This is a genomic window from Pseudomonas sp. B19(2017), assembly GCF_002113165.1.
Classification (GTDB): Bacteria; Pseudomonadota; Gammaproteobacteria; order Pseudomonadales; family Pseudomonadaceae; genus Aquipseudomonas.
Window position 1 is genome coordinate 45,091 of the sequence record NZ_NEJR01000014.1, and the last position, 25,622, is coordinate 70,712.

At 64.5% G+C, this 25,622-nt stretch carries 23 protein-coding genes; 12 read left to right on the forward strand and 11 right to left on the reverse strand.

All coding sequences use genetic code 11. From position 1 onward, the window contains the following. Nucleotides 1-80 precede the first annotated feature (80 nt). Nucleotides 81-839: a septum site-determining protein MinC gene (minC, locus tag CAF70_RS18495; protein ID WP_085626309.1), complete on the reverse strand. Its 759-nt coding sequence runs from the start codon at nt 837-839 to the stop codon at nt 81-83. A gap of 111 nt (nt 840-950) precedes the next feature. On the opposite strand from minC, the gene CAF70_RS18500 reads away from it, so the two are divergent. Together CAF70_RS18500 and CAF70_RS18505 are read left to right on the forward strand one after the other, a co-directional pair. Next, a complete protein-coding gene (locus tag CAF70_RS18500; protein WP_085626310.1) occupies nt 951-1,886 on the forward strand; it encodes a lipid A biosynthesis lauroyl acyltransferase in 936 nt (311 codons plus the stop codon). Between the two features lie 149 nt (nt 1,887-2,035). Further along, nucleotides 2,036-3,184, forward strand: coding sequence for a patatin-like phospholipase family protein (locus CAF70_RS18505; protein WP_085626311.1), 1,149 nt, complete (start codon nt 2,036-2,038; stop codon nt 3,182-3,184). A gap of 98 nt (nt 3,185-3,282) precedes the next feature. On the opposite strand, the gene CAF70_RS18510 is transcribed toward CAF70_RS18505, so the two are convergent. Together CAF70_RS18510 and CAF70_RS18515 are read right to left on the reverse strand one after the other, a co-directional pair. Then, entirely contained in the window at nt 3,283-4,107 is an 825-nt protein-coding gene (locus CAF70_RS18510) for a VacJ family lipoprotein (RefSeq protein WP_085626312.1), read from the reverse strand. Continuing rightward, complete coding sequence (locus tag CAF70_RS18515; RefSeq protein WP_085626313.1) at nt 4,100-5,398, reverse strand: serine/threonine protein kinase; 1,299 nt, start codon at nt 5,396-5,398, stop codon at nt 4,100-4,102. The genes CAF70_RS18510 and CAF70_RS18515 overlap by 8 nt, the downstream gene beginning before the upstream one ends. 190 nt (nt 5,399-5,588) lie before the next feature. Here CAF70_RS18515 and CAF70_RS18520 point away from each other — a divergent pair, with 190 nt between their 5' ends. After that, nucleotides 5,589-5,951, forward strand: coding sequence for a hypothetical protein (locus CAF70_RS18520; protein ID WP_085626314.1), 363 nt, complete (start codon nt 5,589-5,591; stop codon nt 5,949-5,951). A gap of 181 nt (nt 5,952-6,132) precedes the next feature. Here CAF70_RS18520 and CAF70_RS18525 read toward each other — a convergent pair whose 3' ends face one another. Then, nucleotides 6,133-7,698, reverse strand: coding sequence for a beta (1-6) glucans synthase (locus CAF70_RS18525; RefSeq protein WP_085626315.1), 1,566 nt, complete (start codon nt 7,696-7,698; stop codon nt 6,133-6,135). Nucleotides 7,699-7,895: 197 nt separating this feature from the next. Between CAF70_RS18525 and CAF70_RS18530 the strand changes: the two genes are divergently transcribed. From CAF70_RS18530 to CAF70_RS18540, 3 genes are all read left to right on the forward strand, one after another. Next, entirely contained in the window at nt 7,896-8,756 is an 861-nt protein-coding gene (locus CAF70_RS18530) for a glycine betaine ABC transporter substrate-binding protein (RefSeq protein WP_085626316.1), read from the forward strand. 242 nt (nt 8,757-8,998) lie between these two features. Next, complete coding sequence (locus CAF70_RS18535; RefSeq protein ID WP_085626317.1) at nt 8,999-9,310, forward strand: DUF485 domain-containing protein; 312 nt, start codon at nt 8,999-9,001, stop codon at nt 9,308-9,310. Then, a complete protein-coding gene (locus tag CAF70_RS18540; protein WP_085626318.1) occupies nt 9,307-10,971 on the forward strand; it encodes a cation acetate symporter in 1,665 nt (554 codons plus the stop codon). The genes CAF70_RS18535 and CAF70_RS18540 overlap by 4 nt, the downstream gene beginning before the upstream one ends. 54 nt (nt 10,972-11,025) lie before the next feature. Here the strand turns inward: CAF70_RS18540 and CAF70_RS18545 are convergent, their stop codons facing one another. Next, the gene (locus tag CAF70_RS18545; protein WP_003252624.1) at nt 11,026-11,178 is read right to left on the reverse strand and encodes a DUF3309 family protein; all 153 of its coding nucleotides are present in this window, start codon (nt 11,176-11,178) and stop codon (nt 11,026-11,028) included. A 314-nt stretch (nt 11,179-11,492) separates the two neighbouring features. Here CAF70_RS18545 and CAF70_RS18550 point away from each other — a divergent pair, with 314 nt between their 5' ends. Both CAF70_RS18550 and csrA read left to right on the forward strand, forming a co-directional pair. After that, nucleotides 11,493-12,302, forward strand: a complete 810-nt coding sequence (locus CAF70_RS18550) for an SDR family oxidoreductase (protein ID WP_085626319.1) — start codon at nt 11,493-11,495, stop codon at nt 12,300-12,302. 120 nt (nt 12,303-12,422) lie between these two features. Next, entirely contained in the window at nt 12,423-12,611 is a 189-nt protein-coding gene (gene csrA / locus CAF70_RS18555; RefSeq protein ID WP_085626320.1) for a carbon storage regulator CsrA, read from the forward strand. 113 nt (nt 12,612-12,724) lie between these two features. Here csrA and CAF70_RS18560 read toward each other — a convergent pair whose 3' ends face one another. The 5 genes from CAF70_RS18560 to mnmC form a co-directional block, all read right to left on the reverse strand. After that, nucleotides 12,725-12,952, reverse strand: a complete 228-nt coding sequence (locus CAF70_RS18560; protein ID WP_013971435.1) for a YheU family protein — start codon at nt 12,950-12,952, stop codon at nt 12,725-12,727. 94 nt (nt 12,953-13,046) lie between these two features. Beyond that, nucleotides 13,047-14,231: an osmoprotectant NAGGN system M42 family peptidase gene (locus CAF70_RS18565; RefSeq protein WP_085626321.1), complete on the reverse strand. Its 1,185-nt coding sequence runs from the start codon at nt 14,229-14,231 to the stop codon at nt 13,047-13,049. A gap of 110 nt (nt 14,232-14,341) precedes the next feature. Then, nucleotides 14,342-16,087, reverse strand: a complete 1,746-nt coding sequence (gene ngg / locus CAF70_RS18570; protein WP_085626322.1) for an N-acetylglutaminylglutamine synthetase — start codon at nt 16,085-16,087, stop codon at nt 14,342-14,344. A 3-nt stretch (nt 16,088-16,090) separates the two neighbouring features. Beyond that, the gene (locus tag CAF70_RS18575; RefSeq protein WP_085626323.1) at nt 16,091-17,878 is read right to left on the reverse strand and encodes an N-acetylglutaminylglutamine amidotransferase; all 1,788 of its coding nucleotides are present in this window, start codon (nt 17,876-17,878) and stop codon (nt 16,091-16,093) included. Between the two features lie 230 nt (nt 17,879-18,108). Further along, a complete protein-coding gene (gene mnmC, locus CAF70_RS18580) occupies nt 18,109-20,073 on the reverse strand; it encodes a bifunctional tRNA (5-methylaminomethyl-2-thiouridine)(34)-methyltransferase MnmD/FAD-dependent 5-carboxymethylaminomethyl-2-thiouridine(34) oxidoreductase MnmC (RefSeq protein ID WP_085626324.1) in 1,965 nt (654 codons plus the stop codon). Nucleotides 20,074-20,226: 153 nt separating this feature from the next. On the opposite strand from mnmC, the gene pap reads away from it, so the two are divergent. Together pap and CAF70_RS18590 are read left to right on the forward strand one after the other, a co-directional pair. Then, nucleotides 20,227-21,720, forward strand: coding sequence for a polyphosphate:AMP phosphotransferase (gene pap, locus CAF70_RS18585; RefSeq protein WP_085626325.1), 1,494 nt, complete (start codon nt 20,227-20,229; stop codon nt 21,718-21,720). Between the two features lie 232 nt (nt 21,721-21,952). Further along, the gene (locus tag CAF70_RS18590; RefSeq protein WP_085626326.1) at nt 21,953-22,915 is read left to right on the forward strand and encodes a DMT family transporter; all 963 of its coding nucleotides are present in this window, start codon (nt 21,953-21,955) and stop codon (nt 22,913-22,915) included. Nucleotides 22,916-23,038: 123 nt separating this feature from the next. On the opposite strand, the gene CAF70_RS18595 is transcribed toward CAF70_RS18590, so the two are convergent. Continuing rightward, nucleotides 23,039-24,433: a class II fumarate hydratase gene (locus CAF70_RS18595; protein ID WP_025338090.1), complete on the reverse strand. Its 1,395-nt coding sequence runs from the start codon at nt 24,431-24,433 to the stop codon at nt 23,039-23,041. 155 nt (nt 24,434-24,588) lie between these two features. Here CAF70_RS18595 and CAF70_RS18600 point away from each other — a divergent pair, with 155 nt between their 5' ends. Then, nucleotides 24,589-25,113: a DUF2059 domain-containing protein gene (locus CAF70_RS18600; protein ID WP_046615552.1), complete on the forward strand. Its 525-nt coding sequence runs from the start codon at nt 24,589-24,591 to the stop codon at nt 25,111-25,113. Nucleotides 25,114-25,123: 10 nt separating this feature from the next. After that, complete coding sequence (locus CAF70_RS18605; protein WP_085626327.1) at nt 25,124-25,420, forward strand: BolA family transcriptional regulator; 297 nt, start codon at nt 25,124-25,126, stop codon at nt 25,418-25,420. Nucleotides 25,421-25,622: the final 202 nt, after the last annotated feature.

Sequence of the window (25,622 nt, forward strand, 5' to 3'; positions counted from 1 at the left end):
CGGGACACAAGTCCCTGCAAAAAATACAAACAAATGGCAACGTCAAGAAAAGTTGCACTAAAAATGCTGGCAAGTATCCGTTAAAGACGGGTGATGTTCAACACGTCGCCAGACAGGCTGACTTGCACGCCGGTGCCCCACAGCGGGTCGCGGCGCAGGTCTTCGCAGACCTTGTACTGGCCGGCGATGGAGACCATTTCGGCGGTCATCTGCTGGCAGAAGATACGTGCCTTGGTATTGCCTTTGATGCCGGCCAGGGCGCGGCCGCGCATGGCGCCGTACACATGGATGTTGCCATCGGCCAGAAGTTCCGCGCCCGGGCTGACCGAACCGGTCACGACCAGGTCGCCGCCCTGGGCGTAGATTTGCTGGCCGCCACGTACTGGCGAAGTGATGATGCGGGTTGGGCGCACCTCGGGTTCAAGAATCGGTGGCGGGACCGGAGCCGGCTCGGGTTTCTTCACCTCCGGCTCGGGCTCCAGCGGCCGTTCGCGGGCGCCGGATGGCGGCAGCACCGGCAGGTCGATGGCGATGGCGGCGGCGATGTCCTCGATGCGGTTGGCGCGGATCGCCAAGGTACGCAGGCCGTGGTGGCGGCAGATCCGCATCAAGCCCGGCAGGTCGATTGCGCCCTCGCCGGCCGGCAGCTTGTCCAGCGCCAGCACCAGCGGCGTGTTGCTGAAGAAGTTCGGTGCCTGGGCGACTTTGGCCGCCAGTTGGCGGTCGAGGGCCTCAAGGTCATTGCGCGCCAGTTCCAGCACGGTAATGGCGAGCATGCTGCCCTTGAGCTGGAACACGGAGGCGGTGTCGGGTGTGTGGTTTGGGCTCATGGTCTGCATAGACGGCTTGTTGCGAAAAAAGTGCCCTGACTTATAACGATAAGACCGGTTGCCCGCAACATGCGCTGATCCGTTGTAGAATGCGCGGCCTTTGTCTTTCCGGAAGCATCAATGGAACGCCCGCGTTTTCGTCCCTATTTCCTTCACCCACGTTTCTGGGGCCTGTGGCTGGGCCTGGGCCTGCTGTGGCTGGTGGTCCAGTTGCCGTACCGGGTTCTGTTGAAGGTCGGTGCCGCGCTGGGAGCGGTGATGTACCGCTTTGCCGGTGAGCGGCGGCGCATTGCCGCGCGCAACCTGGAGCTGTGCTTCCCGGAGCTGTCGGTCGACGAACGGCAGCGCCTGCTCAAGGCCAATTTCGCCTCCACCGGTATTGCTTTCTTTGAAATGGCCATGAGCTGGTGGTGGCCCAAGGCCCGGCTGGCGCGCCTGGCCCATGTCGAGGGGCTGGAGCACTTGCAGGCCGCCCAGCAGGCCGGGCAGGGGGCCATCCTGATGGCGGTGCACTTCACCACCCTGGAAATTGGCGCCGCGCTGCTGGGGCAGCAGCACACCATCGACGGCATGTACCGCGAGCACGGCAACCCGTTGTTCGACTTCATCCAGCGCAGCGGCCGCGAGCGGCATAACCTCGACTCGCTGGCGGTGGAGCGCGAGGATGTGCGCGGGATGCTCAAGCTGCTGCGTTCGGGCCGGGCGATCTGGTACGCCCCCGACCAGGACTACGGCGCCAAGCAGAGCCTGTTCGTGCCGCTGTTCGGCATCCCGGCGGCGACGGTGACGGCCACCACCAAGTTTGCGCGCTTGGGCAAGGCGCAGGTGATTCCGTTCACCCAGAAGCGCCTGGAGGATGGCAGCGGCTATCGTCTGGTGATCCACCCGCCGTTGGCGGACTTCCCTGGGGAGAGCGAAGAGGCTGACTGCCTGCGCATCAACCAGTGGGTGGAAAGCGTGTTGCGCGAATGCCCCGAGCAGTACCTGTGGGCGCATCGCCGGTTCAAGTCACGGCCCGAAGGGGCGCCGCGGCTGTACGACAAGAGAAAGCGCTGAATCTTGTTTTGTCTGTGCCGGCCTATTCGCGGGTGAACCCGCTCCCACAGGTTTTCCGCAGACCCTGAAGGCTGTGCAATACCTGTGGGAGCGGGTTTACCCGCGAAAGGGCCTGCACTGACCGCACATCAACCCCAGGAAGGACTCCTATGGCCCCACCCCCGGTAACCGGTCTTATCCTTTCTGGCGGCGGCGCCCGTGCCGCCTACCAGGTCGGTGTGCTGGCCGGCATTGCCGAGCTGTTGCCCGCCGGCACGCATAACCCGTTCCCGGTCATTGTCGGCACCTCCGCCGGCGCCATCAACGCCGTCACCCTGGCCAGCGGCGCCACCCATTTCAGCGATGCCGTACAGCGGCTCACCGCCTTCTGGCAGAACTTCCGCAGCCATCTGGTCATTCGCAGCGACTGGCCCGGTGTGGTCCGCCAGGCCAGCCGCTTTGTCGCCCATAACCTGCTGGGCGTGGGTGGCCCGGCGCCAGTGGCACTGCTGGACAGCAGCCCGTTGCGCGGCTTGCTACAGGCGCACCTGAACCTGGAGGGTATCGACCACTCCCTGGCCGCCGAACAACTGCGCGCCGTCGCGGTGACCGCCTTTGGCTACGAGTCCGGCCAGGCGGTGACCTTCTACCAGGGGCGCGGCACCATCGAGGCCTGGTTGCGCCACCGCCGCATCGGCATGCCCACGTCGTTGACCATAGACCATTTGCTGGCCAGCGCGGCCATCCCGCTGCTGTTCGCCCCGGTGCGGCTGGGCGACGAATATTTCGGCGATGGCGCGGTACGCCAGTCGGCGCCGATCAGCCCGGCACTGCACCTGGGCGCCAGCCGGGTACTGGTGGTCGGGGTCAGCGGCAACCCGCAGCGGCCGGCGCCACCGTTGCCGACCCAGCGGGTGTTCAGCGGGCAGCAGCCGAGCCTGGCGCAGATCGGCGGGCACATGCTCAACAGCACCTTCATTGACAGCCTGGAAGACGACATCGAGCTGCTGCAACGCCTGAACCACCTGAGCCACCTGTTGCCGGCGCACCTGGATGCCCGGCGCCTGGGCCTGGCGCCAATCGACGTGTTGGTGGTAGCGCCCAGCCAGCCGCTGGACGAGATTGCCGCGCGGCACCGGCGCGAGTTGCCGACGGCGTTGCGTGTGTTCCTGCGCGGGCCGGGGGCGACGCGTACCAGCGGGGCGGGGGTGTTGAGCTATTTGCTGTTCGAGGCCAGTTATTGCAGCGAGCTGATTGAACTGGGGCGAAAGGACGCCTTGGCCAAGAAACGCGAGCTGTGCCAGTTCCTGGGGATTTGAGGTTGTCTGTGCCGGCCCTTTCGCGGGCACGCCCGCTCCCACAGGGTCATCACAGGACCAGTGGGAGCGGGCAAGCCCGCGAATAGGCCGGAACAGGTTTACTCGGCTATTTGCAGTTTGCGCGCCTGGGTATACACATACCGCACCTTCTCGTACTCGAACGGCGAGTTGAGCTGGCCATAGCGGAATTTGGTGCTGTAGCGCTTGTCCACCACACGCAACACGGAGATTTCCGGGTGGTCGCTGCTGGCTTCGGCCACGTTCAGGTAGTTGATCGCCTGTTCGCCTGCATAGTCCACCACCAGCCCGGTGGTATCGCGCAGGTTCGACGGCCCCAGCACCGGCAGCATCAGGTATGGTCCGTCCGGTACGCCATAGAAGCCCAAGGTCTGGCCGAAATCTTCACTTTGCCGCGGCAGGCCCATCCTGGTCGCCGGGTCCCACAGCCCGCCCACGCCGATGATGGTATTGAACATCAGCCGCGCGGTGATCTCCGCCGAGCGCTTGGCCTTCAACTGCAACACGCTGTTGAACAGGTTCGGCACGTCGCCCAGGTTGTTGAAGAAGTTGGTTACCCCTGTGCGCACGAAGCGCGGGGTGACGTACTGGTAGCCGCTTACCAGCGGCAGCAGCACCCATTGGTCCAGGCGGTAGTTGAAGTGATAGACGCGCCGGTTGATCGATTCCAGCGGGTCGTACACGTTCAGCGCCTGCAGGGTAGAGCGCTCGAACTCGCGTTGGTCGAGCCCCGGGTTGAATTTCAGTTCGCGCAGCGGGTCGACGAAACCATCCGCCTCGGGTGCCAGTGGCGCTTCGGTGACTTGCGGGTCGGCCTCGATCACGCTGGCCCGGGGGGCGGTTTCGGCGGCCAGGGCCTGGCCGGCGGCGAGCAATGCAGTGGCGAAGAGGAGTTTGTTAACCACGGAAGAACTCCAGCATGGCGTCACTGTTGACGCGGTAATTGAGGTTGCCGCAATGGCCGCCGTGAGGGTAGAGCGTCAGGCGCTCCCCAAACACCTTGCGCAGGAATCCGATGTCGCCGGGGCCGAGGATGACGTCATCGGCGTTGTGCATCACGGCGATCTTGTCGCTGCGGCTGAGGTAGTCTTCCAGCGCATACAGGCTGACCTGGTTGACCAGTTGCAGGATGCTGTTGCCGTCGGTGCGGGCGCGCCACATCGGGATGACCTGTTCGGTCATGTAGCAGTCGAAATCGCACTGCAGGGCACGCTTGAAGAACGGCGTGAGGCTGCTGCCCTCGGTGATCGGGAACTTCGGCGGAATGATCAGGCCGCGGCGGTTGATCAGGTCGGAGGTGAAGGCGATATCGGCCGCCGAGAAGCGGAACGAGGTGCCGATCAGCATGGCCATCTGCTCGTTGGACAGGTGCTGGCGCGACTGCTGGAAGTCGTACAGCAGCGCTTCATTGAGGTCGATGTAGCCCTTTTCCTGGAAGTAGCGGGTCAGCTTGGCCAGCATCAGCTCGTAGAAGGTGGTGCTGCGGTCGATGCCCTTGACTTGGGTCTGCACCAGCTTGTCGAGGTTGTTGATAGAGGTGTACAGGTTGACCGGTGGGTTCAGCAGCAGCACGCGCTTGAAGTTGAAGCTGCGGCGGGTTTCGTCCAGGTGGCTGACGAACGCCGCGTCGAGTGCGCCCAGGCTGTAGCCAGTGAGGTAGAACTCGCTGATCGGCAGGCGCGGGTGCTGGGCGCGCACGGCCTGCATCACCCGGTACATGTCTTCGGCATCCTCCTGGCTGACGCCTGGGGTGGCGAAGCGCGAGGCGGCGCTCATGAAATCGTAGCTGGTGGGCGAGGACAGCTGTACCACGTGGAAGCCGGCCTGGTAGAACAGCTTTTTCAGGTATTCATTGATGCTGCTGGTATAGGGCGCACCGGTACCGGCGATGATGAAGATCAGCGGTGCCTCGTGGTCCTGGCGGGCCAGGCGGTACTTGAGTTTTTTTACTGCCCAGAAGTTGTCGGGCAAGGTGAACTCACGGTCCGGGCGCAGGTTGAGGCTGTAGTCGGACTGACTGATTTCGTCGTCGTCCGGCAAGGTGGGGCGCTGCTCCGGCGGCGTGGTGGCGATGGTGGCCTCGAACGGGTTGGTCAAGGGGTAGCCATAGCTTGCGGCGTCGATATCCCGCGCCGAAGCGGCCACAGCCATGAGCAGGCTGCCGAGCAAGGCAGCGAGGCGCAAAGATCGAAGCATGTAATCCCCCAAAAGAACGCAAGGTCGAGCCGTGTGCAGGCTAGGACCACAGCGGGCCGGGCAAAGTTGCCAGGTGCGGTGGTCTTTGGTGTGCTTGTTATCTGCAACATAGCTGCAGGGTTGTGATTTTGCCTTACAACCGTGCATAAGCGATCATGGATGCTTTCGATTACCGCTATTGGAGAACCGGATGTCTCGTTCGCTGCCGGCTGCACTGCTTGTGCTGTTCCTGGGGCTTTGGCTTGCTGCCAGTTATGGCGTGCGCTACGGGCTGATGGAGGATGGGCAGTGGGTGGGGCTGTGCACGATGCCGGCTGCGTACTGGCAATGTGAGGTGCGCTCGTTGCTGGGGCTGGGCATTCATCATCAGGTGCTGGCCTGGGGCGGGCTCGGGCTGGCACTGCTGGCGCAGGTAGTTGCCGGCCGCAGCGGCTGGTGGCTGGCGGTGGTGGCGCTGGTGTTCGCGGTGCCGGCGCTGGTGCTGTATACCGCCAGCATTGCCGTGTTCGCGCTGGTGCTGGCGGGGTTGCGGCTGGTCAGGCAACCGCAGTGAAGCTGGCAGGGGCCGCTGCGCGCCCCATCGCCGGCAAGCCAGCTCCCACATTGACCGCGCTGCCTTTCAGAACTTGAGCAAAGACATTGGCCCCCACAGGTACTGCCCAAAACTCGGAGCTGATGCGGTCGGTGTGGGAGCTGGCTTGCCGGCGATGGGGCGCGTAGCGGCCCCGGGGACATCAAGCCGGTCGCAGGCGCAAGCTCCGCCACAAGGCCGCGGTCATCAGCACACTGACTACTGCCCACCCCCAGGCCTGTTGGTTCTCCAAACCCTCCACAAACAACTGCGGCGCCACCCCGGCACCGACAATGAACGCCAGCAGCGCCACCTGCGCCCGTCGCGCCCGCACCGGCCACAGTGCGAACACCAGCGCCGGCAACGCCAGTGCTGCGCTGGGGAAGCTGCGATAGCGTGGGTCGAACACCATCGCCAGCATGCTCACCGCTGCGGCAAAACCCGCCGCCAGCAACAGCCAGCCGGCTCGCGCCTGCAGCCAGGCGAACAGCCGCTCGCGCCAGCCCGTGCGCCTCGCCAGGGCCAGTACGGCATGGGCCAGCACCAGCAGGTTCAAACCCGCCAGCAGCAGCGCCCACAGCCACTCGCCGGCAAAGCGTGCGTGGGTGCGCATCAGCTCGCCCCAAAGCCCCAGGCAACCGGCGCCAAACGCCGCCAGCAGCGGCAACCATATGGCCGTTGTCGGGGTGGCGGGGCGCCCGGCAAGCATCAGCATCAGTAGCATCAGCACGGCACTGGCCAGCAGCCACTGCAGCCAGTCAGGCAGGTTGCTTACCGGCCCTTCAAGAACGCCCTTGTCCTGCCGGTCGGCATCGTAAAGCCCCCAGTAACCGCCGACCGCCCCCTCGTTGGCGCGCTTCCATGGCTGATCGAACGCCTCGATCAGGTTGTAGCGCCAGCCGTTGTGCTCGGCCAGGGTGACAAAGCCACGAATGAAACGCGCCTCGTTGACCCGGCTGGGCGTGGCGGTCTCGCGCTGGCGGCCTTCGCTGGGCCAGCCGGTTTCTCCGATCAGGATGTCCTTGGGCGCGAAGCGCGTGCCGAACACCTGGCGCACATCGGCAACGTGGGCCAGCGCCTCGTCGATGCCGCGCGGGTCGTCTTCCCAGTAGGGCAGCAGGTGAATGGTCAGGAAGTCCACCGCAGGCGCCACCTGCGGGTGCTGCAACCAGAACTCCCACACATCGGCGTAGGTCACCGGCACCTTGACCTGGCTTTTCACCCGGGCGATCAGCGTGGCCAGGTGCGCGCCGGTCATCTCCTTGCGCAGCAACGTCTCGTTGCCAACGATCACCGCACTGACCACGTCTGGGTTGGCGTTGGCGGCGGCGATCAGCAGGTCGATCTCCCGGTCGGTGTCGGCCGGGTGGGCGTTGACCCAGGCGCCGAGCATCACCTTCAGGCCATGCTTGCGCGCCAGCGCCGGGATCGCCTCGAGACCGGTCATGGAGTAGGTGCGAATGCACTGGAAACGCGCAGCCAGCAAGGCCAGATCGGCATCCATGCGTGCCGGGCGCAGGCGGAACGGCTGGTCGTAGGGCGACTGGTCCTTGTCGAACGGGGTATACGAAGCGCATTGCAGCTTGTGCGTCGGGCTGGCCGCGTCCGGCAGCTGCACCGGCTTGCCAAGCCCGTACCAGAGCCCTCCGAGCCCGAGCAGGGCAAGCAGGCAGGCAAGCAGGTACAACGGTAGCAGCAGGCGGGCAGAACTGGGCATCGGGCGGTCCATCGTCAGGCGCAAAAGGATAGATAGTAGCCCGGCGCCAAACCTTTGGCATGCAAGGATCGCGCAGGTCGGCGCAGGGCGATGGCGCTAATGGCATAGTGCTGTCGCATATGGGGCACATACAGGTCGTAGCTGGAGCAGGTCGACTATCGTTGCAGGACGATGATGCAAATTCCGAGACCTGACGAGGGGATGCTTTGATGGCTGCTATTACAAAAATGCGACGTTTCCTGGGTGTGGGCACCGCCATGGTACTGGCCATGAGTGCGGCACAGGCAATGGCCAAAGAAGTCAGCATTGGTTACGTGGATGGTTGGGCTGACAGCGTGGCGACCACCAACGTGGCCGCCGAAGTGATCAAGCAGAAACTCGGTTACGACGTGAAGTTGCAGGCCGTCGCCACCGGGATCATGTGGCAGGGCGTGGCAACCGGCAAGCTCGATGCCATGTTGTCGGCCTGGCTGCCGGTGACCCATGGCGAGTACTGGGCCAAGAACAAGGACAACGTGGTCGACTACGGCCCGAACTTCAAGGACGCCAAGATCGGCCTGATCGTCCCCGAGTACGTCAAGGCGGTGAGCATTGCCGACCTCAAGACCGATGACACCTTCAAGCAGAAGATCGTCGGCATCGACGCCGGCTCCGGCGTGATGCTGAAAACCGAGCAGGCCATCAAGGACTACGACCTGACCGGTTACAAGCTGCAAGCCAGCTCCGGTGCGGCAATGACGGCAGAACTGGGCCGTGCCTATAACAAGCAGCAGTCGATTGCGGTGACCGGCTGGGTGCCGCACTGGATGTTCGCCAAGTGGAAGCTGAAGTTCCTCGAAGACCCGAAAGGCGTGTATGGCGCCGCGGAAACCGTGAACAGCATCGGTAGCAAGGAACTGGCGACCAAGGCGCCGGAAGTGGCGGAGTTCCTGAAGAAGTTCAACTGGCAGTCGAAGGACGAGATTGGCGAGGTGATGCTGGCGATTCAGGAAGGTGCCAAGCCTGAAGCGGCGGCCAAGGACTGGGTCGCGAAGCACCCCGAGCGCGTGAAGGAGTGGACCGGCAAGTAACAACCCGTTACGGCCAATTTTGCTGCTTCGCGGGCGCGCCCGCTCCCACAGGAACTGCACCGACTTCAAGGGCAGCGAAAATCCTGTGGGAGCGGGCGTGCCCGCGAATGGGCCTTCACTTTGTTACGCAACGGGTAAAACACTGTTGCATCTAAGACTAAGGTCGTCTGGTTGGCGTCTGATAGCCGCATAAAGTAAGGGTCGTGGGTTCCACCCCTATCTGTGCTGCTAGGACAAAAACAATGAACGACAGCATTTACCTCTCGATACAAAACAGCCCCCGCTTCAAGGAGCTGGTCACCAAACGCGAACGGTTCGCCTGGATTCTCTCGGCGATCATGCTCGGCCTGTACTGCGCATTCATCCTCCTGATCGCCTACGGTCCTCAGATTCTGGGCGCCAAGCTCAGCCCTGGGTCATCGATTACCTGGGGCATTCCCCTGGGCGTCGGCCTGATCGTCTCGGCATTCGTCCTGACCGCCATCTACGTACGCCGCGCCAACGGCGAATTCGATGAGCTGAACAAGGCCATCCTGAAGGAGGCGCAACAATGATTCGCCACGCCAAAGCCCTGGCCGTACTGGCCTGCGGAGCCTTCGCACCCGCCGTGTGGGCCGCCGATGCCCTGACCGGCGAGGTGCAGAAGCAACCGCTGAACGTTTCCGCGATCGCCATGTTCGTGGCCTTCGTCGCCTTCACCCTCGGCATCACCTACTGGGCCTCCAAGCGCAACAAGTCGGCGTCGGACTACTACGCCGCCGGTGGCAAGATCACAGGCTTCCAGAACGGCCTGGCGATCGCCGGTGACTACATGTCGGCTGCCTCGTTCCTGGGTATTTCCGCGCTCGTGTTCACCTCCGGCTACGACGGCCTGATCTACTCGATCGGCTTCCTGGTCGGCTGGCCGATCATCCTCTTCCTGATCGCCGAACGCTTGCGCAACCTGGGCAAATACACCTTCGCCGACGTGGCCTCGTATCGCCTCGGGCAGAAGGAGATCCGCACCCTGTCGGCCTCCGGCTCGCTGGTGGTTGTGGCCTTCTACCTGATCGCCCAGATGGTCGGTGCCGGCAAGCTGATCGAGCTGCTGTTCGGCCTGGACTACCATGTGGCGGTGATCCTGGTCGGTATCCTGATGTGCCTGTACGTACTGTTCGGCGGCATGCTGGCCACCACCTGGGTACAGATCATCAAGGCCGTACTGTTGCTGTCCGGTGCCAGCTTCATGGCGCTGATGGTGATGAAGCACGTAGGCTTCGACTTCAACACCCTGTTCTCCGAAGCGATCAAGGTGCATGCCAAGGGCGAGGCGATCATGAGCCCGGGTGGCCTGGTCAAGGACCCGATCTCGGCGTTCTCGCTGGGCCTGGCGCTGATGTTCGGTACCGCCGGCCTGCCGCACATCCTGATGCGCTTCTTCACCGTCAGTGATGCCAAGGAAGCGCGCAAGAGCGTGCTGTACGCCACCGGCTTCATCGGCTACTTCTACATCCTCACCTTCATCATCGGTTTTGGCGCCATCCTGCTGGTCAGCACCAACCCGGACTTCAAGGACGCCGCTGGCGCCTTGCTGGGCGGTAACAACATGGCGGCGGTGCACCTGGCCAATGCCGTGGGTGGCAGTGTATTCCTCGGCTTCATCTCGGCTGTTGCCTTCGCCACCATCCTGGCGGTGGTTGCCGGCCTGACCCTGGCCGGTGCCTCGGCGGTGTCCCATGACCTGTACGCCAGTGTATGGCGCAAGGGCAAGGCCAACGACAAGGACGAGATCCGCGTGTCGAAGATCACCACCGTCGCCCTGGGCGTACTGGCGATCGGCCTGGGCATCCTGTTCGAGAAGCAAAACATCGCCTTCATGGTCGGCCTGGCGTTCTCCATCGCCGCCAGCTGCAACTTCCCGGTACTGCTGCTTTCGATGTACTGGAAGAAGCTGACCACCCGCGGCGCCATGATCGGCGGCTGGCTGGGTCTGGTGAGCGCGGTGACGCTGATGGTCCTCGGCCCGACCATCTGGGTACAGATCCTCGGTCACGAGAAGCCGATCTACCCGTACGAGTACCCGGCACTGTTCTCCATGGCCATTGCCTTCGTCAGCATCTGGTTCTTCTCGGTCACCGACAAGTCCAAGGCTGCTGAAGACGAGCGGGCGCTGTTCTTCCCGCAGTTCGTGCGTTCGCAGACTGGCCTGGGGGCATCGGGGGCTGTTTCGCACTGATCCTTCCGGCAATAAAAAAAACCGCGCTTCGGCGCGGTTTTTTTATTTTTGCCGCTAGATCATGCCTAGTAGCAACAACACCAACAGGATCACCAGCACCACGCCGATGATGCCGGACGGGCCATAGCCCCAGCTGCGCGAGTGCGGGAAGACCGGTAAGCCGCCAATCAGCAGAAGGATCAGGATGATGATGAGGATCGTGGTCATGACGGAGTCCTTGCGTGGTTGAGGGTCAAGGGCCTCGGACTGCTGGCCTCTTGTAAATAAGGACTGCCGGAGTTTGTGAAAGATTCCATTTGTGTGCACCTGTACTGGCCTCTTCGCGGGCTTGCCCGCTCCCACAGGATCACCACAGGCCTGAGGTCAGCGCCCTACCTGTGGGAGCGGGCAAGCCCGCGAAGAGGCCAGTGCAGGCTAACCAGATGGTCATGCCCACCCATTCACTACCCTGATTAACCCTGCTGCTACCCAGGCCCTTGTTTAGACTCCTTTCACCAGTCATCAGAACAAGGCCAGCCACCATGCAAAACCGCATCATGATCACCGGCGCCGGGTCCGGCCTCGGTCGCGAGATCGCCCTGCGCTGGGCACGTGAGGGCTGGCGTCTGGCGTTGGCCGATGTCAACGAAGCCGGCCTGCACGAAACCCTGGCGCTGGTCCGCGCGGCCGGCGGTGAGGGTTTCGTCCAGCGCTGTGACGTGCGCGACTACAGCCAGCTCACCGCCCTGGCCCAGGCCTGCACCGAGCAGTTCGGCGGTATCGATGTGATCGTCAACAATGCCGGCGTCGCCTCGGGCGGGTTCTTCGCCGAACTGTCGCTGGAGGACTGGGACTGGCAGATCGCGGTCAACCTTATGGGCGTGGTCAAGGGCTGCAAAGCCTTCCTGCCGCTGCTGGAGCGCAGCAAGGGGCGGATCATCAATATCGCCTCGATGGCCGCGCTGATGCAGGGGCCGGGCATGAGCAACTACAACGTGGCCAAGGCCGGCGTGCTGGCCCTGTCGGAAAGCCTGCTGGTGGAGCTGCGCCAGCTGGAGGTGGCGGTGCACGTGGTGTGCCCGTCGTTCTTCCAGACCAACCTGCTGGACTCGTTCCGCGGGCCGAACCCGGCCATGAAAGCGCAGGTTGGCAAACTGCTGGAAGGCTCACCGATCAATGCGGCGGAAATCGCCGACTACATCTACCAGCAGGTTGGCGCGGGTGAATTCCTGATCCTGCCCCACGAGGCCGGGCGCCAGGCCTGGCAACTGAAGCGCCAGGCCCCCGAGCGGCTGTATGACGAAATGGCCGAGATGGCGGTGAAAATGCGGGCCAAGGCTCGGTCGCGATGACTCGTCTGTAAGGCAAATTACCTCAAGATGTAGGGTGCTTCTGATTCCCAGCGGAGCTATTGAGTAGCCGAATGCCATCAAGGCAGGCTCCGGTTTTCCCTTTCGCTGGAGGATCGGAGCATGCTGGTAATAGGGCGCGAAGTAGGGGAGGTCATCATGATTGGTGATGACATTCGGATCATGGTCGTGGAAACGCGGGACGGGGTGGTGCGTTTTGGTGTGGATGCACCGCGGCAGGTGCCGGTGCATCGGGCCGAGGTGTACAAGCGCATCAAGGAAGGGCAGAAAGATAAAGCCCGTGGAATCTGATGTTGCCTGTGCCGGCCGGTTCGCGGGCTCGCCCGCTGCCACAGGGACCGCGCAAGGTTCAGGCCTTGGCTCCCCTGTGGGAGCCAGGCTTGCCGGCGACGAGGCCAGACCTGCTAGTCGAGTAGCTCCCGGGGCACATCATGCTTGGCCAGCAACTGGCACTGCTGGCTTTCCGGGTCGAACAGGATGAACGCCTGGCCCTTTGCCAATGCCTGGCGCACCCGCAGCACACGGGTTTCCAGCGGGGTGTCGTCGCCATTGTCGGTACCGTCGCGGGTAACGAAGTCCTCGATCAGGCGGGTCAGGGTTTCGGCTTGCAGTTGGTCGTAAGGGATCAGCATGGTGGGCGTTGCCTAGGGTGTTGGTGGGGGCATGCTACGCGAAACATCTGGCATTTTGGGGCCGCGATGGGCTGCAACGCAGCCCCCAGGGCCCTCAGCCCTTGTTGCCAACCAGGCTATCCACCGCCGGCACCCGCGTATCGCTCTCCATCTGCGCATCATGTTCCAGCTGGTGGCTGAAGCGCTCCAACGACGCATTGGCCGGCTGCGAATCACTGGCAAACACTGGCGGGCTCAGCAGGTATGCAGACAACAACCGGCTCAACGCCGCCAGGCTGTCGATGTGTGTGCGCTCGTACCCATGGGTAGCATCGCAACCAAAGGCCACAAGCGCGGTACGAATATCGTGCCCCGCGGTCACTGCCGAATGGGCATCGCTGAAGTAGTAGCGAAACACATCGCGCCGCACCGGCAGGTCGTGGTCACCGGCCAGCTTCAGCAGGTGCCGGGACAGGTGGTAGTCGTAAGGCCCCGACGAATCCTGCATGGCCACGCTCACCGCATGCTCGCTGGAGGCCTGCCCGGGTGCCACCGGAGCAATGTCGATGCCGACGAACTCGCTGACATCCCAGGGCAGGGCGCCAGCCGCCCCCGAGCCGGTCTCCTCGGTGATGGTGAACAGTGGATGGCAGTCGATCAGCGGTTGGCGACCGCTTTCCACCACAGCCTTCAGCGCCGTCAGCAGCGCTGCCACACCGGCCTTGTCGTCCAGGTGTCGGGCGCTGATGTGGCCGCTTTCGGTGAATTCGGGCAGTGGGTCGAAGGCTACGAAATCACCGATGCTCACACCCAGTGCCTCGCAGTCGGCACGGGTGGCGCAGTAGGCGTCCAGGCGTACCTCCACATGTTCCCAGCTGATCGGCATCTCGTCGATGGCGGTATTGAAGGCATGCCCGCTGGCCATCAGCGGCAGCACGCTGCCACGGTAAACGCCAGTGTCGGTGAATACGCTGACCCGGCTGCCTTCGGCGAAGCGGCTGGACCAGCAGCCGACCGCTGCCAGGGCCAGGCGGCCGTTGTCTTGCAACTGGCGCACGGTGGCGCCGATGGTGTCCAGGTGGGCGGACACGGCACGGTCGGGTGAGGTCTGCCGGCCTTTGAGGGTGGCGCGGATGGTGCCGCGGCGGGTCAGCTCGAAGGGCACGCCCAGCTCGTCCAGGCGTTCGGCCACGTAGCGCACGATGGTGTCGGTGAAACCGGTGGGGCTGGGGATAGCGAGCATCTCCAGCAGCACGCGTTTGAGGTAGTCGAGATCGGGTTCGGGATGTCGGTCGGACATGGTTGGGGGACTCCTTTACTCCTGTGCCGGCCTCTTCGCGGGCATGCCCGCTCCCACAGGGACTTCACGAGCTGTGGGAGCGGGCGAGCCCGCGAAGAGGCCATCAGCCTTTACGCCAAAGGCCGACTATGCGGAAACAGCAGGTCGATAAAACGCTCGGCGGTCGGCTGCGGTTCATGGTTGGCCAACCCGGCACGCTCGTTGGCCTCGATGATCACGTACTCCGGTTGCTCGGCATCAGGCACCATGAAGTCCAGCCCTACCACCGGAATCTCCAGCGCCCGTGCAGCGCGCACGGCGGCGTCTGCCAGCACCGGGTGCAGGCGTTCGGTCACGTCTTCCAGGGTGCCGCCGGTATGCAGGTTGGCGGTGCGCCGTACGGCCAGGCGCTGGCCGGCGGGCAACACATCGTCATAAGCAAAGCCCGCCGCGCGCAGGGTGCGCTCGGTTTCGTCGTCCAGCGGAATGCGGCTTTCGCCACTGGTTGCGGCCTGGCGCCGACGGCTCTGGGCCTCGATCAGCTGGCGGATACTGTGCGTGCCATCGCCCAGCACTTGCGCCGGGTGACGGATGGCGGCGGCCACCACTTCGTAGCCGATCACCACAATGCGCAGGTCATGCCCGGCATGGAAGCTTTCCAGTAATACGCGGCTGTCGAACTGGCGGGCATGCGCCACGGCCTGGGTGATGTCGTCGATGCAGGTGAGGTTCACCGCCACTCCCTGGCCTTGCTCGCCATCGACCGGCTTGACCACCACCGCGCCATGCTCGTCAAGAAACGCCATGTTGTCGTCGGCATTGCCAGCCAACTGTTGCGCGGGCACCTGCAGCCCGGCGTTGTGCAGGGCATGCCGGGTCAGGCGCTTGTCCTGGCACAGGGTCATGGTCACGGCGCTGGTCAGGTCGCTGAGCGACTCACGGCAGCGAATGCGGCGCCCGCCCAGGCTGAGGGTGAACAGGCCGCCGGCGGCATCGTCCACCTGTACCTCGATGCCTCGACGCAGCGCTTCGTCGACAATGATGCGTGCGTACGGGTTGAGATCGGCTTGCGGCCCAGGCCCGAGAAACAGCTGCTCGTTGATGCCGTTCTTGCGCTTGACCGCGAAGGTTGGCAGGTTGCGAAAACCCAGCTTCTGGTACAGGCGCTTGGCCTGGCGGTTGTCGTGCAGCACTGACAGGTCCAGGTAGGCCAGGCCGCGGCTCATGAAGTGTTCGATCAGGTGGCGCACCAGCACTTCACCCACGCCCGGGCGGGTGCAATGCGGGTCGACCGCCAGGCACCACAGGCTACTGCCGTGTTCGGGGTCGTCGAACGCCTTGGCGTGGTTCAGGCCCATGACGCTGCCGATCACCGCGCCGCTGTCTTCGTCCTCGGCCAGCCAGTACACCGGGCCGCCCAAGTGCAGGGGCGTGAGCAGTTCGGCGTCGACCGGTAGCATGCCGCGCGCCTGGTACAGGGTGTTGATTGCCTGCCAGTCGCCCGGGTTCTGCGCCCGGCGCACGCGGAAGCCGCGGAACACCTTTTGCGCCGGGCGGTAGTCGGTGAACCACAGGCGCAGGGTGTCGGACGGGTCGAGGAACAACTGCTGCGGGGCCTGGGCCAGCAGCTGCTGTGGCGCGGCCACGTACAGGGCGATGTCGCGCTCGCCGGGGCGCTCTTCCAGCAGGTCGGCGGCCAGCTCGGCCGGGTTGGGGTAGGTGTGGCCGATCAGCAGCCGGCCCCAGCCGCAATGCACGGCCCGCGGCTGGTCGTGGGGCTGACTGCCATCGCCGGCCAGGCGCGCCTGCAAGCGCTCGTAGGACGGCGCCTGGCCGCGCAGCAGGCGCTGACCGTAAGCAGTTTCGTGAGCTTTCATCGGTCAGATTCCTTGTTCGCTCAGCCACAGGTTCAGTGCCGCCAGCTGCCACAGCTTGGAGCCGCGCAGCGGCGTCAACTGGCCGTGCGGGTTGTTCAGCAAGCGGTCAAGCATGGCCGGGTTGAACAGCCCGCGGTCCTGGCTGGGGTCGGTCAGCAGTTCACGTACCCAGCCGAGGGTGGCGCCTTCCAGGTGCTTCAGGCCCGGCACCGGGAAGTAACCCTTCTTGCGGTCGATCACCTCGTGCGGGATCACCCGCCGCGCGGCCTGCTTGAGCACGTGCTTGCCGCCGTCTGGCAGCTTGAAGCGTGCCGGAATGCGCGCCGACAGCTCCACCAGGCGGTAGTCGAGGAACGGCGTGCGCGCCTCCAGGCCCCAGGCCATGGTCATGTTGTCGACCCGTTTGACCGGGTCGTCGACCAGCATTACCGTGCTGTCCAGGCGCAGCGCCTTGTCAACCGCGTCAGGGGCGCCGGGCCGGGCGAAGTGTTCACGGACGAAGTCGCCGGCCGCGTCGGTTTCCAGCAGCCAGGGGGCCTGCACGGTGTCGCGGTACTCGGCGTGGCTGCGATCGAAGAAGGCATCGCGGTAGGCGGCAAAGGCATCCTCGGCGCCGTCCACCTGCGGGTACCAGTGGTAGCCGGCGAACAGTTCGTCGGCGCCCTGGCCGCTTTGCACGCCCTTGCAGTGCCTGGCCACTTCGCGCGACAGCAGGTAGAAGGCGATGCAGTCGTGGCTGACCATCGGCTCGCTCATGGCGCGGAAGGCGGCTGGCAGCTGGTCGATGATCTCGTGTTCGGCAATGCGCAGTTGGTGGTGACGGGTGCCGTAGTGCCTGGCGATCAGGTCGGAGTACTGGAACTCGTCGCCGCGTTCGCCGCCGGCATCCTCGAAACCGATGGAGAAGGTCGACAGATCGTCCACGCCCACTTCGCGCAGCAGGCCGACCAGCAGGCTGGAGTCGACCCCGCCTGACAGCAGCACACCCACGTCCACCGCTGCCCGTTGACGAATGGCCACGGCGTCGCGGGTGGCGTCGAGCACGCGGGTGGTCCAGCCTTCCAGGTCCAATTCACGTTCGTCAGGGTTGGCGCCGTAGTGCAACTGCCACCAGGTCTGGCGTTCCACTTCGCCATGGCGGTCGATACGCATCCAGGTACCGGGCTCCAGCTTTTGCACGTTGGCCAGCAGGGTGCGTGGCGCCGGCACCACGGCGTGGAAATTCAGATAGTGGTTGAGAGCCACCGGGTCGAGCATCGGGTCGATATCACCACCCTTGAGCAGCGCCGGCAGGGTCGAGGCGAAACGCAGGCGCTCGCCGTTGCGCGACAGGTACAACGGTTTTACGCCCAAGCGGTCGCGGGCCAGGAACAGGCGCTGGTTGTCGCGCTCCCAGATGGCCAGGGCGAACATGCCATTGAGCTTGGGCAGCAAAGCCGCGCCCCAGGCGTGATAGCCCTTGAGCAGCACCTCGGTGTCGCCGTCGGACCAGAAGCTGTAGCCCAGCGCCTGCAATTCCTGGCGCAGCTCGGGGAAGTTGTAGATGGCACCGTTGAAGGCCAACGACAGGCCCAGGGTGTTGTCCACCATCGGCTGCGCCGAGCCGTCGGACAGGTCCATGATTTTCAGGCGCCGGTGGCCGAGGGCGATCGGGCCTTGGCTATGGAAGCCCCAGGCATCCGGCCCGCGGGGCGCCAGGTGGTGGGTGATGCGCTCTACCGCAGCCAGGTCGGCTGGGCGAGGGGCTTGGTCGATGGGGGTGAAACGCAACTCTCCTGCTAATCCGCACATAGATCCTTACCGGTTGTTCCGTTGGGGAGGGGGTGCCCCGGATTAGGGCACCTTAAGGAACTGACCCATGTGGTTTGTGAGAGTTTTAGATCGATCTGTTATATGGGCTGCTGCGCAGCCCTTCGCGGGCTCGCCCGCTCCCACAGGTTCAACGCAGGCCTAGGGGCTTGCGCGGTCCCTGTGGGAGCTGGCTTGCCGGCGATTGGGCTGCGCAGCAGCCCCCGGCCCGATCACTTGCCTCGAATCAACCTGCGCAAGGCAAACCGGTTCGGGTGGCACGCCTCCGCCACCGCACGTGGCAATGGCAGCGGTTCCCCGCACACCCACGCCGCCACCAGTTCGCCGCTCAACGGCGCCGTGATCAACCCGCGCGAGCCATGCCCGCTGTTCACATACAACCCATCCAGCCAAGGGCAGGCCACATCCGGCACCTGCCGCGCGTCCCGGCCCAGCACCGCGTAGGCCTCGGCAAACGCCTGTGCATCTGCCACCGGCCCGACGATCGGCAGGTAATCCGGGCTGGTGCAACGGAACGCCGCACGCCCCTGCAATTGCCCAGGGTCCAGCTCGGCGGTGCCCAGGCGCCGGGCCAGGTCGAGCGAAATTTCGTCCAGTAATGCCAGGTTGCCCTGGTGCTCGGCCACAGTCGGCGCCAGGTCTGTGCTATGGAAGTCGAAACTCGCGCCCAAGGTATGTTCATCTGCGCGCGGCGGCGCCACATAGCCTTCCGCACACACCACGGTGCGCAGCGCGCGGCTGCTGGCGGTGGCCGGCAGGCGGGTGATCTGCCCGCGGATGCGCTTGAGCGGCAGCTGCGCGCACGGCTCGAAGCGCTGTACGTCGGCGGCACCAGCCAGCACCACCACCGGCGCGCTGGCCAGCAGGCGTTCCCCTGCCCAGGCTTGCCACTGCCTGTCGACCTTGCGCAACTCGAGCACTTCCTGGTGCGTGACCAGGCGAATACCCGGGTGCTGCAACTGCTGCTGGCATAGCGCCGGTGGATGCACCCAGCCACCTTCGGGATAGAACAGCCCACCCGCCGGCAAGGCCACCCCGGCGATGGCTTCGGCCTCTGCACGTTCCAGCGAGTGCAGCAGGCCATGTTCGAAGGCGGCGGCCAGTTTGCCCTGGCGTTCGGCTTCCTTGCTGTCGAAGGCCAGTTGCAGCACGCCACAGGCATCCCAGTCGCGGCCACGCTGCAGCCGCTGCAACTGGCGCCGGGTGTAGCCGAAACCGGCCAGGATCATCTGCGATAACGCCGTGCCATGGGCGGACAGTTTGAGGTACAGCACCCCTTGCGGGTTACCCGAAGCTTCCCGTGCCGGGGCATCGTGGCGTTCCAGTACGGTCACCTGCCAGCCTCGCCGGGCCAGGCTGGCGGCGGTGGTGCTGCCGGCTAGCCCGGCACCGACCACCAGTGCTTCGCGCGGCCCGGCTGCGGCACCCGGGCGTGCGTACCACGGCGCGCCAGGGTTGGGCACGGGGCCGACATAGGCGCCGCTCATCACTTCCCACTTCTTGCCGATGCCTGGCACCTTCTTCATCGCGAAGCCAGCATCGACCAGGCTGCGGCGTACCCAGCCGGTGGTGGTGAACGTGCCCAGCACCGTGCCTGGATGTGACAGCCGCGCCAGTTGCGCGAACAGCTCCGGGGTCCACATGTCGGGGTTCTTGGCCGGGGCGAAGCCGTCGAGGAACCACACATCGATCTGCGCATCGAGTTGCGGCAGCTGTTCCAGTACGTCGCCGATCAGCAGGGTGAGGGTGACCCGGCCATCATTGAAGGTGAACTGCTGAAAGCCCGGGTGCACGGCCACGTACTGCTCCAGCAGGGGCTGGCTGTAGGCTGCCAGTTCCGGCCACAAGCGTATGGCGCGGGCCAGATCGTCGCGACCGAGGGGGTACTTTTCGACACTGATGAAATGCAGGCGAGCCTTGGCGTGGGCGTGTTGCTCGAACAGTTGCCAGGCACAGTAGAAGTTCATGCCGGTGCCGAAACCGGTTTCGCCGATCACCATGCAGGCGTGCGGGGCGAGGTCGGCAAAGCGCTCGGCCAGGCGGGTTTGCCCAAGAAACACGTGCCTGGTTTCTTCGATGCCTTCGTTGACCGCGAAATAGACGTCGTCGTATTGCCGCGAGTGGGGGCGGCCCTGGTCGTCCCAGTCGATCTGGGCGTGCTGGAGGAGGGTGGACATGGTTGGCTCGGTTGCAGCGGATGGGCGGATTTTATGCCATCCGGAAGGTTTGCGCAGGCTGTGCCAGCCTCTTCGCGGGTACGCCCGCTCTCACAGGTACTGCACAAGCCTTCAAATCCGCTAGTCTTGCTTATCCATTGAAGGAGCCAATGCATGTTCGAATCCGCCGAAATCGGCCACAGCATCGACAAGGAGACTTACGACGCCGAGGTACCCGCTTTGCGCGAGGCCCTGCTCGAAGCCCAGTACGAACTCAAGCAGCAGGCGCGCTTCCCGGTGATCGTGCTGATCAACGGCATCGAAGGCGCGGGCAAGGGCGAGACGGTCAAGCTGCTCAACGAGTGGATGGACCCGCGCATGATCGATGTACTCACCTTCGACCAGCAGACCGACGAAGAGCTGGCCCGCCCGCCGGCCTGGCGTTACTGGCGGGCCCTGCCCCCGAAGGGGCGGATGGGCGTGTTCTTCGGCAACTGGTACAGCCAGATGCTGCAGGGGCGGGTACACGGGGTGTTCAAGGATGCCGTGCTCGACCAGGCCATCACCGGCGCCGAACGGCTCGAGGAGATGCTGTGCGACGAAGGGGCGCTGATCATCAAGTTCTGGTTCCACCTGTCCAAGAAGCAGATGAAGGCGCGGCTGAAGTCGCTCAAGGACGACCCGCTGCACAGCTGGAAGATCAGCCCGCTGGACTGGCAGCAGTCGGAAACCTACGACCGTTTCGTGCGCTTTGGCGAGCGCGTGCTGCGCCGCACCAGCCGCGATTATGCGCCGTGGCATATCATCGAGGGCGTCGACCCGAACTACCGCAGCCTGGCGGTAGGGCGCATCCTGCTGGAAAGCCTGCAGGCAGCATTGGCCAACAACCCCAAAGGCAAGCACCAAGGCAACGTCGCCCCGCTGGGCCGCAGCATCGACCAGCGCAGCCTGCTCGGCGCGCTGGACATGACCCTGCGCCTGGACAAGTCCGACTACCAGGAGCAACTGGTTACCGAGCAGGCCCGCCTGGCCGGCCTGCTGCGCGACAAGCGCATGCGCCGGCATGCCTTGGTGGCGGTGTTCGAAGGCAACGACGCTGCCGGCAAGGGCGGTGCCATCCGCCGCGTGGCCGCCGCGCTGGACCCGCGCCAGTATCGTATCGTGCCGATTGCCGCACCCACTGAAGAAGAGCGCGCACAACCCTACCTGTGGCGGTTCTGGCGGCACATTCCGGCGCGCGGCAAGTTCACCATCTTCGACCGCTCCTGGTATGGCCGGGTGCTGGTGGAGCGGGTGGAAGGCTTCTGCAGCCCGGCCGACTGGATGCGCGCCTACAGCGAGATCAACGATTTTGAAGAGCAGTTGGTCAATGCCGGCACGGTGGTGGTCAAGTTCTGGCTGGCGATTGACCAGCAGACCCAGCTGGAGCGTTTCGAAGAGCGCGAGCAGATCCCGTTCAAGCGCTACAAGATCACCGAAGATGACTGGCGCAACCGCGACAAGTGGGACGACTATGTCCAGGCGGTGGGGGACATGGTCGACCGCACCAGCACCGAGATCGCGCCGTGGACGCTGGTGGAGGCCAACGACAAGCGCTGGGCGCGGGTGAAGGTGTTGCGCACGATCAACCAGGCGCTCGAGGCGGCGTTTGCCAGGGACAAGAAGTAGCCAAGCTTGTTGGCTGCCTGTTCTGGCCCTTTCGCGGGCACGCCCGCTCCCACAGTGTGCGAATCTGTGGGAGCGGGCGTGCCCGCGAAAGGGCCAGAACAGGCAGCACACCTGCCAAGCCATGCCCCGAAAGAATGACCTGATGAATTATTTTCCCGGCACTCGCCACCGTCTCCGCCCTCCAAGCCCGTAGAATTCAACTACCCCCACCACGGGCTTGATCGAGGATTTTATGCACACCACTTCCGGCCGCTGGGGCTATGGCCTGTTCCTGGCACTTCTGACCGCGTTGCTCTGGGGCATCCTGCCGATCAAGCTCAAGCAGGTGCTGCAAGTGGTCGACCCGGTCACCGTCACCTGGTACCGCCTGCTGGTCTCCGGTGGCCTGCTGTTCGCCTGGCTGGCCGCCAAGCGCAGGTTGCCTTCCTTCGGCAAACTGGCGCCCAAGGGCAAGGGCCTGGTGGCAGTGGCCGTGCTCGGCCTGATGGGCAACTACGTGCTGTACCTGATCGGCCTCAATCTGCTCAGCCCGGGCACCGCGCAACTGGTCGTGCAGCTCGGCCCGGTGTTGTTGCTGGTCGCCAGCGTGTTCGTGTTCCGCGAGCGTTTCAGCCTGGGGCAGGGCGTGGGCCTGCTGATCCTGCTGGCGGGGTTCGGGCTGTTTTTCAACCAGCGCCTGGAAGAGCTGCTGACCTCGCTCGGCACCTACACCACCGGGGTGCTGACCATCCTGCTGGCTACCAGCATCTGGGTGTTCTATGCGCTTAGCCAGAAGCAGCTGCTGACCGTGTGGCATTCGCAGCAGGTAATGATGGTGATCTATCTCAGCTGCGCTGCGCTGCTGACGCCCTGGGCCCAGCCGTTGGAGGCGTTGCAGCTGACCCCGGTGCAAGGCTGGCTGTTGCTGGCCTGTTGCCTGAATACCCTGGTGGCCTACGGTGCGTTCGCCGAAGCGCTGGCGCACTGGGAGGCATCGCGGGTGAGTGCCACGCTGGCGCTGACGCCGCTGGTGACCTTTGTCGCGGTGGCGCTGGCGGCAGTGGTGTGGCCTGAGTATGTGCAGGCCGAGGACATCAATGCCCTGGGTTATGTGGGGGCGGTGACCGTGGTGCTGGGCTCGGCGGTGGTGGCGCTGGGGCCGTCGCTGGTGGCCGGGTGGCGGGCGCGCAGGGCGCGGCTGGCCCAGGTTCATTGATTGCCTGTACCGGCCTCTTCGCGGGCTTGCCCGCTCCCACAGGATCTCCACAGTCTGCAGGTTGATGCAGTACCTGTGGGAGCGGGCAAGCCCGCGAAGAGGCCGGCACAGGCGTTAGACAATCTAGCCTTTGCCCCCCGGAGCCAGCATGTTCTCCGGCCTCACCCACTGGTCGAACTGCTCATTGGTCAGGTACTTCAACTCCAGTGCCGCCTCGCGCAAGGTCTTGCCTTCGCCATAGGCCTTCTTGGCAATTTCCGCCGCCTTGTCATAGCCAATATGCGGGTTTAGTGCCGTTACCAACATCAGCCCCCGTTCCAGGTGCGCCGCCATCTGCTCGGCATCCGGCTCGATGCCCGCCACGCAGTGCTGCTGGAAATTGCGGCAACCGTCGGCCAGCAATTCGATCGACTGCAGCAGGTTATGGATGATCACCGGCTTGAACACGTTCAGCTGCAAATGCCCCTGGCTGGCGGCAAAGCCGATCGCCGCGTCGTTGCCCAGCACCTGGCAGGCCAGCATCGACAGCGCTTCGCACTGGGTCGGGTTGACCTTGCCTGGCATGATCGAGCTGCCCGGCTCGTTGGCCGGCAGGCGTACTTCGGCCAGCCCGGCGCGCGGGCCGGAACCCAGCAGGCGCAGGTCGTTGGCGATTTTCATCAGGGCCACGGCAAGGGTTTTCAGGGCGCCAGCCAGGCTGGTCAGCGGCTCGTGGCCGGCGAGGGCCGCGAACTTGTTCGGCGCAGTGACGAACGGCAGGCCAGACAGCGCCGCCAGTTCGGCGGCGATGGCTTCGGCAAAACCATGCGGGGCGTTGAGCCCGGTACCCACGGCGGTACCGCCCTGGGCCAGTTCGCACACCGCCGGCAGGGTGGCGCGAATGGCGCGCTGGGCGTAGTCGAGCTGGGCGACGAAGGCCGACACCTCCTGGCCGAAGGTGATCGGCGTGGCGTCCATCATGTGCGTGCGGCCGGTTTTCACCAGCTTGTGGTGGCGTGCCGACAGTTCGGCCAGCCCCGAGGACAGCTCGGCAATGGCCGGCAGCAACTTGTCGTGTACCGCGTGCGCCGCAGCTATGTGCATGGCGGTGGGGAAGCAGTCGTTGGAACTCTGCGAGCGGTTGACGTGGTCGTTGGGGTGTACGGGCGCCTTGCCGCCACGGCCCTTGCCGGCCAGTTCGTTGGCCCGCCCGGCGATCACTTCGTTGACGTTCATGTTGCTCTGGGTGCCGCTGCCGGTCTGCCAGACCACCAGCGGGAACTGGTCGTCATGCTGGCCGCCCAGCACTTCGTCGGCGGCCTGTTCGATCAGCCGGGCGATGTCGGCCGGCAAGTCGCCATTACGGTCGTTGACGCGTGCCGCGGCCTTCTTGATCAGCGCCAGGGCGTGCAGCACCGCGATGGGCATGCGTTCCTTGCCAATGGCGAAGTTGATCAGCGAACGCTGGGTCTGCGCACCCCAGTAGGCGTCCTCAGGAACTTCGACCGGGCCCAGGCTGTCTGTCTCGATACGGCTCATTCTGTACTCACTCCTGTGTAGTTCGAAATCGCAGTTTAGGCCCTGATTCGACCGGGCGGTTCAGTCGCTCGTCGTGCCACTTGAGCACATCGCCACCACGGCGCAGAATGCTCTACTCTGAGGTACCCGCCTCCCTCTCTTCCGAAGGAAATGCAATGACCCGTCTCCGTGTCCTTTGTGCCGCCGTTGCCCTGGCTTGCGCCAGCGGCCAGGTACTCGCTGCCACCGCCAGCCACAATGCTGCTGCCGAGAAATTCCTGACCCTGGCCAACGCTGACAAGTTGGGCACCCCGGTGTACATGCAGGTCCAGCAGATGTTTGCCCAGCGTTTCGCCCAGACCAAGGCCCCGGCCAGCAAGCAGCCGGTACTGGAAAGCTACCAGGCCAAGGCCAACGCCGCGCTGGACAACGCCATCGGCTGGAACAAGCTGAAGCCGAAGATGGTCGACCTGTACACCCAGACCTTCACCGAGCAGGAGCTCAAGGACCTGGTCAAGTTCTATGAATCGCCGCTGGGCAAGAAAGTGCTGCGCGAAATGCCCAAGGTCACCCAGCAGTCGGCCCAGCTGACCCAGCAGAGCCTGGAGCCAGCGGTACCGGTGGTGAACAAGCTGCTGGACGACATGACCAAGGAGCTGGACCCGAACGCTGGCAAGGCCGCCGCCCCGGCGAAGAAGTGAGTACGCCGCAATGACCATGCAACAGCGTATCGAACAGCAGCTGGCCACCCTGGCGCCGCAACACCTGCAAGTGCTCAATGAAAGCCACATGCACAGTCGTGGTCAGGAGACCCACTACAAGGCAGTGATCGTCAGCGAGCAGTTTGCCGGGTTGAATAGCGTGAAGCGCCACCAGAAGGTGTACGCCACCATGGGTGAGCTGATGGGCGAGATCCATGCCCTGGCCATTCACACCTACACCGCCGACGAGTGGGCCAAGGTCGGCGTTGCACCGGCCTCGCCGGTGTGTGCGGGCGGCGGGCACTGAAACCTTGCTGTTGTTCTGGTAGAATCCTGCAAAATCCGGGGGCCGCTTTGCGGCCCTTTCGCGACACAAGGCCGCTCCTACAGGGGACCGCAACAGCCATCGGGTTGTGCATTCCCCTGTAGGAGCGGCCTTGTGCCGCGAAAGGGGCGCAAAGCGCCCCCAAGCTTTTTTACACCTGTCAAACCCGGTCCGCCCCTTACGA

What these genes read in the sequence shown, in the direction of transcription:
- CAF70_RS18605 (WP_085626327.1), top strand. Translation starts at nt 25,124, where the DNA reads ATGACCATGCAACAGCGTATCGAACAGCAGCTGGCCACCCTGGCGCCG.
- CAF70_RS18600 (WP_046615552.1), top strand. Translation starts at nt 24,589, where the DNA reads ATGACCCGTCTCCGTGTCCTTTGTGCCGCCGTTGCCCTGGCTTGCGCC.
- minC (WP_085626309.1), bottom strand. Translation starts at nt 839, where the DNA reads ATGCAGACCATGAGCCCAAACCACACACCCGACACCGCCTCCGTGTTC.
- CAF70_RS18505 (WP_085626311.1), top strand. Translation starts at nt 2,036, where the DNA reads ATGGCCCCACCCCCGGTAACCGGTCTTATCCTTTCTGGCGGCGGCGCC.
- CAF70_RS18575 (WP_085626323.1), bottom strand. Translation starts at nt 17,878, where the DNA reads ATGTGCGGATTAGCAGGAGAGTTGCGTTTCACCCCCATCGACCAAGCC.
- CAF70_RS18515 (WP_085626313.1), bottom strand. Translation starts at nt 5,398, where the DNA reads ATGCTTCGATCTTTGCGCCTCGCTGCCTTGCTCGGCAGCCTGCTCATG.
- CAF70_RS18565 (WP_085626321.1), bottom strand. Translation starts at nt 14,231, where the DNA reads ATGTCCGACCGACATCCCGAACCCGATCTCGACTACCTCAAACGCGTG.
- CAF70_RS18530 (WP_085626316.1), top strand. Translation starts at nt 7,896, where the DNA reads ATGGCTGCTATTACAAAAATGCGACGTTTCCTGGGTGTGGGCACCGCC.
- CAF70_RS18595 (WP_025338090.1), bottom strand. Translation starts at nt 24,433, where the DNA reads ATGAGCCGTATCGAGACAGACAGCCTGGGCCCGGTCGAAGTTCCTGAG.
- CAF70_RS18590 (WP_085626326.1), top strand. Translation starts at nt 21,953, where the DNA reads ATGCACACCACTTCCGGCCGCTGGGGCTATGGCCTGTTCCTGGCACTT.
- CAF70_RS18520 (WP_085626314.1), top strand. Translation starts at nt 5,589, where the DNA reads ATGTCTCGTTCGCTGCCGGCTGCACTGCTTGTGCTGTTCCTGGGGCTT.
- CAF70_RS18550 (WP_085626319.1), top strand. Translation starts at nt 11,493, where the DNA reads ATGCAAAACCGCATCATGATCACCGGCGCCGGGTCCGGCCTCGGTCGC.
- pap (WP_085626325.1), top strand. Translation starts at nt 20,227, where the DNA reads ATGTTCGAATCCGCCGAAATCGGCCACAGCATCGACAAGGAGACTTAC.
- CAF70_RS18540 (WP_085626318.1), top strand. Translation starts at nt 9,307, where the DNA reads ATGATTCGCCACGCCAAAGCCCTGGCCGTACTGGCCTGCGGAGCCTTC.
- ngg (WP_085626322.1), bottom strand. Translation starts at nt 16,087, where the DNA reads ATGAAAGCTCACGAAACTGCTTACGGTCAGCGCCTGCTGCGCGGCCAG.
- CAF70_RS18500 (WP_085626310.1), top strand. Translation starts at nt 951, where the DNA reads ATGGAACGCCCGCGTTTTCGTCCCTATTTCCTTCACCCACGTTTCTGG.
- CAF70_RS18525 (WP_085626315.1), bottom strand. Translation starts at nt 7,698, where the DNA reads ATGGACCGCCCGATGCCCAGTTCTGCCCGCCTGCTGCTACCGTTGTAC.
- CAF70_RS18560 (WP_013971435.1), bottom strand. Translation starts at nt 12,952, where the DNA reads ATGCTGATCCCTTACGACCAACTGCAAGCCGAAACCCTGACCCGCCTG.
- CAF70_RS18545 (WP_003252624.1), bottom strand. Translation starts at nt 11,178, where the DNA reads ATGACCACGATCCTCATCATCATCCTGATCCTTCTGCTGATTGGCGGC.
- CAF70_RS18535 (WP_085626317.1), top strand. Translation starts at nt 8,999, where the DNA reads ATGAACGACAGCATTTACCTCTCGATACAAAACAGCCCCCGCTTCAAG.
- mnmC (WP_085626324.1), bottom strand. Translation starts at nt 20,073, where the DNA reads ATGTCCACCCTCCTCCAGCACGCCCAGATCGACTGGGACGACCAGGGC.
- csrA (WP_085626320.1), top strand. Translation starts at nt 12,423, where the DNA reads ATGCTGGTAATAGGGCGCGAAGTAGGGGAGGTCATCATGATTGGTGAT.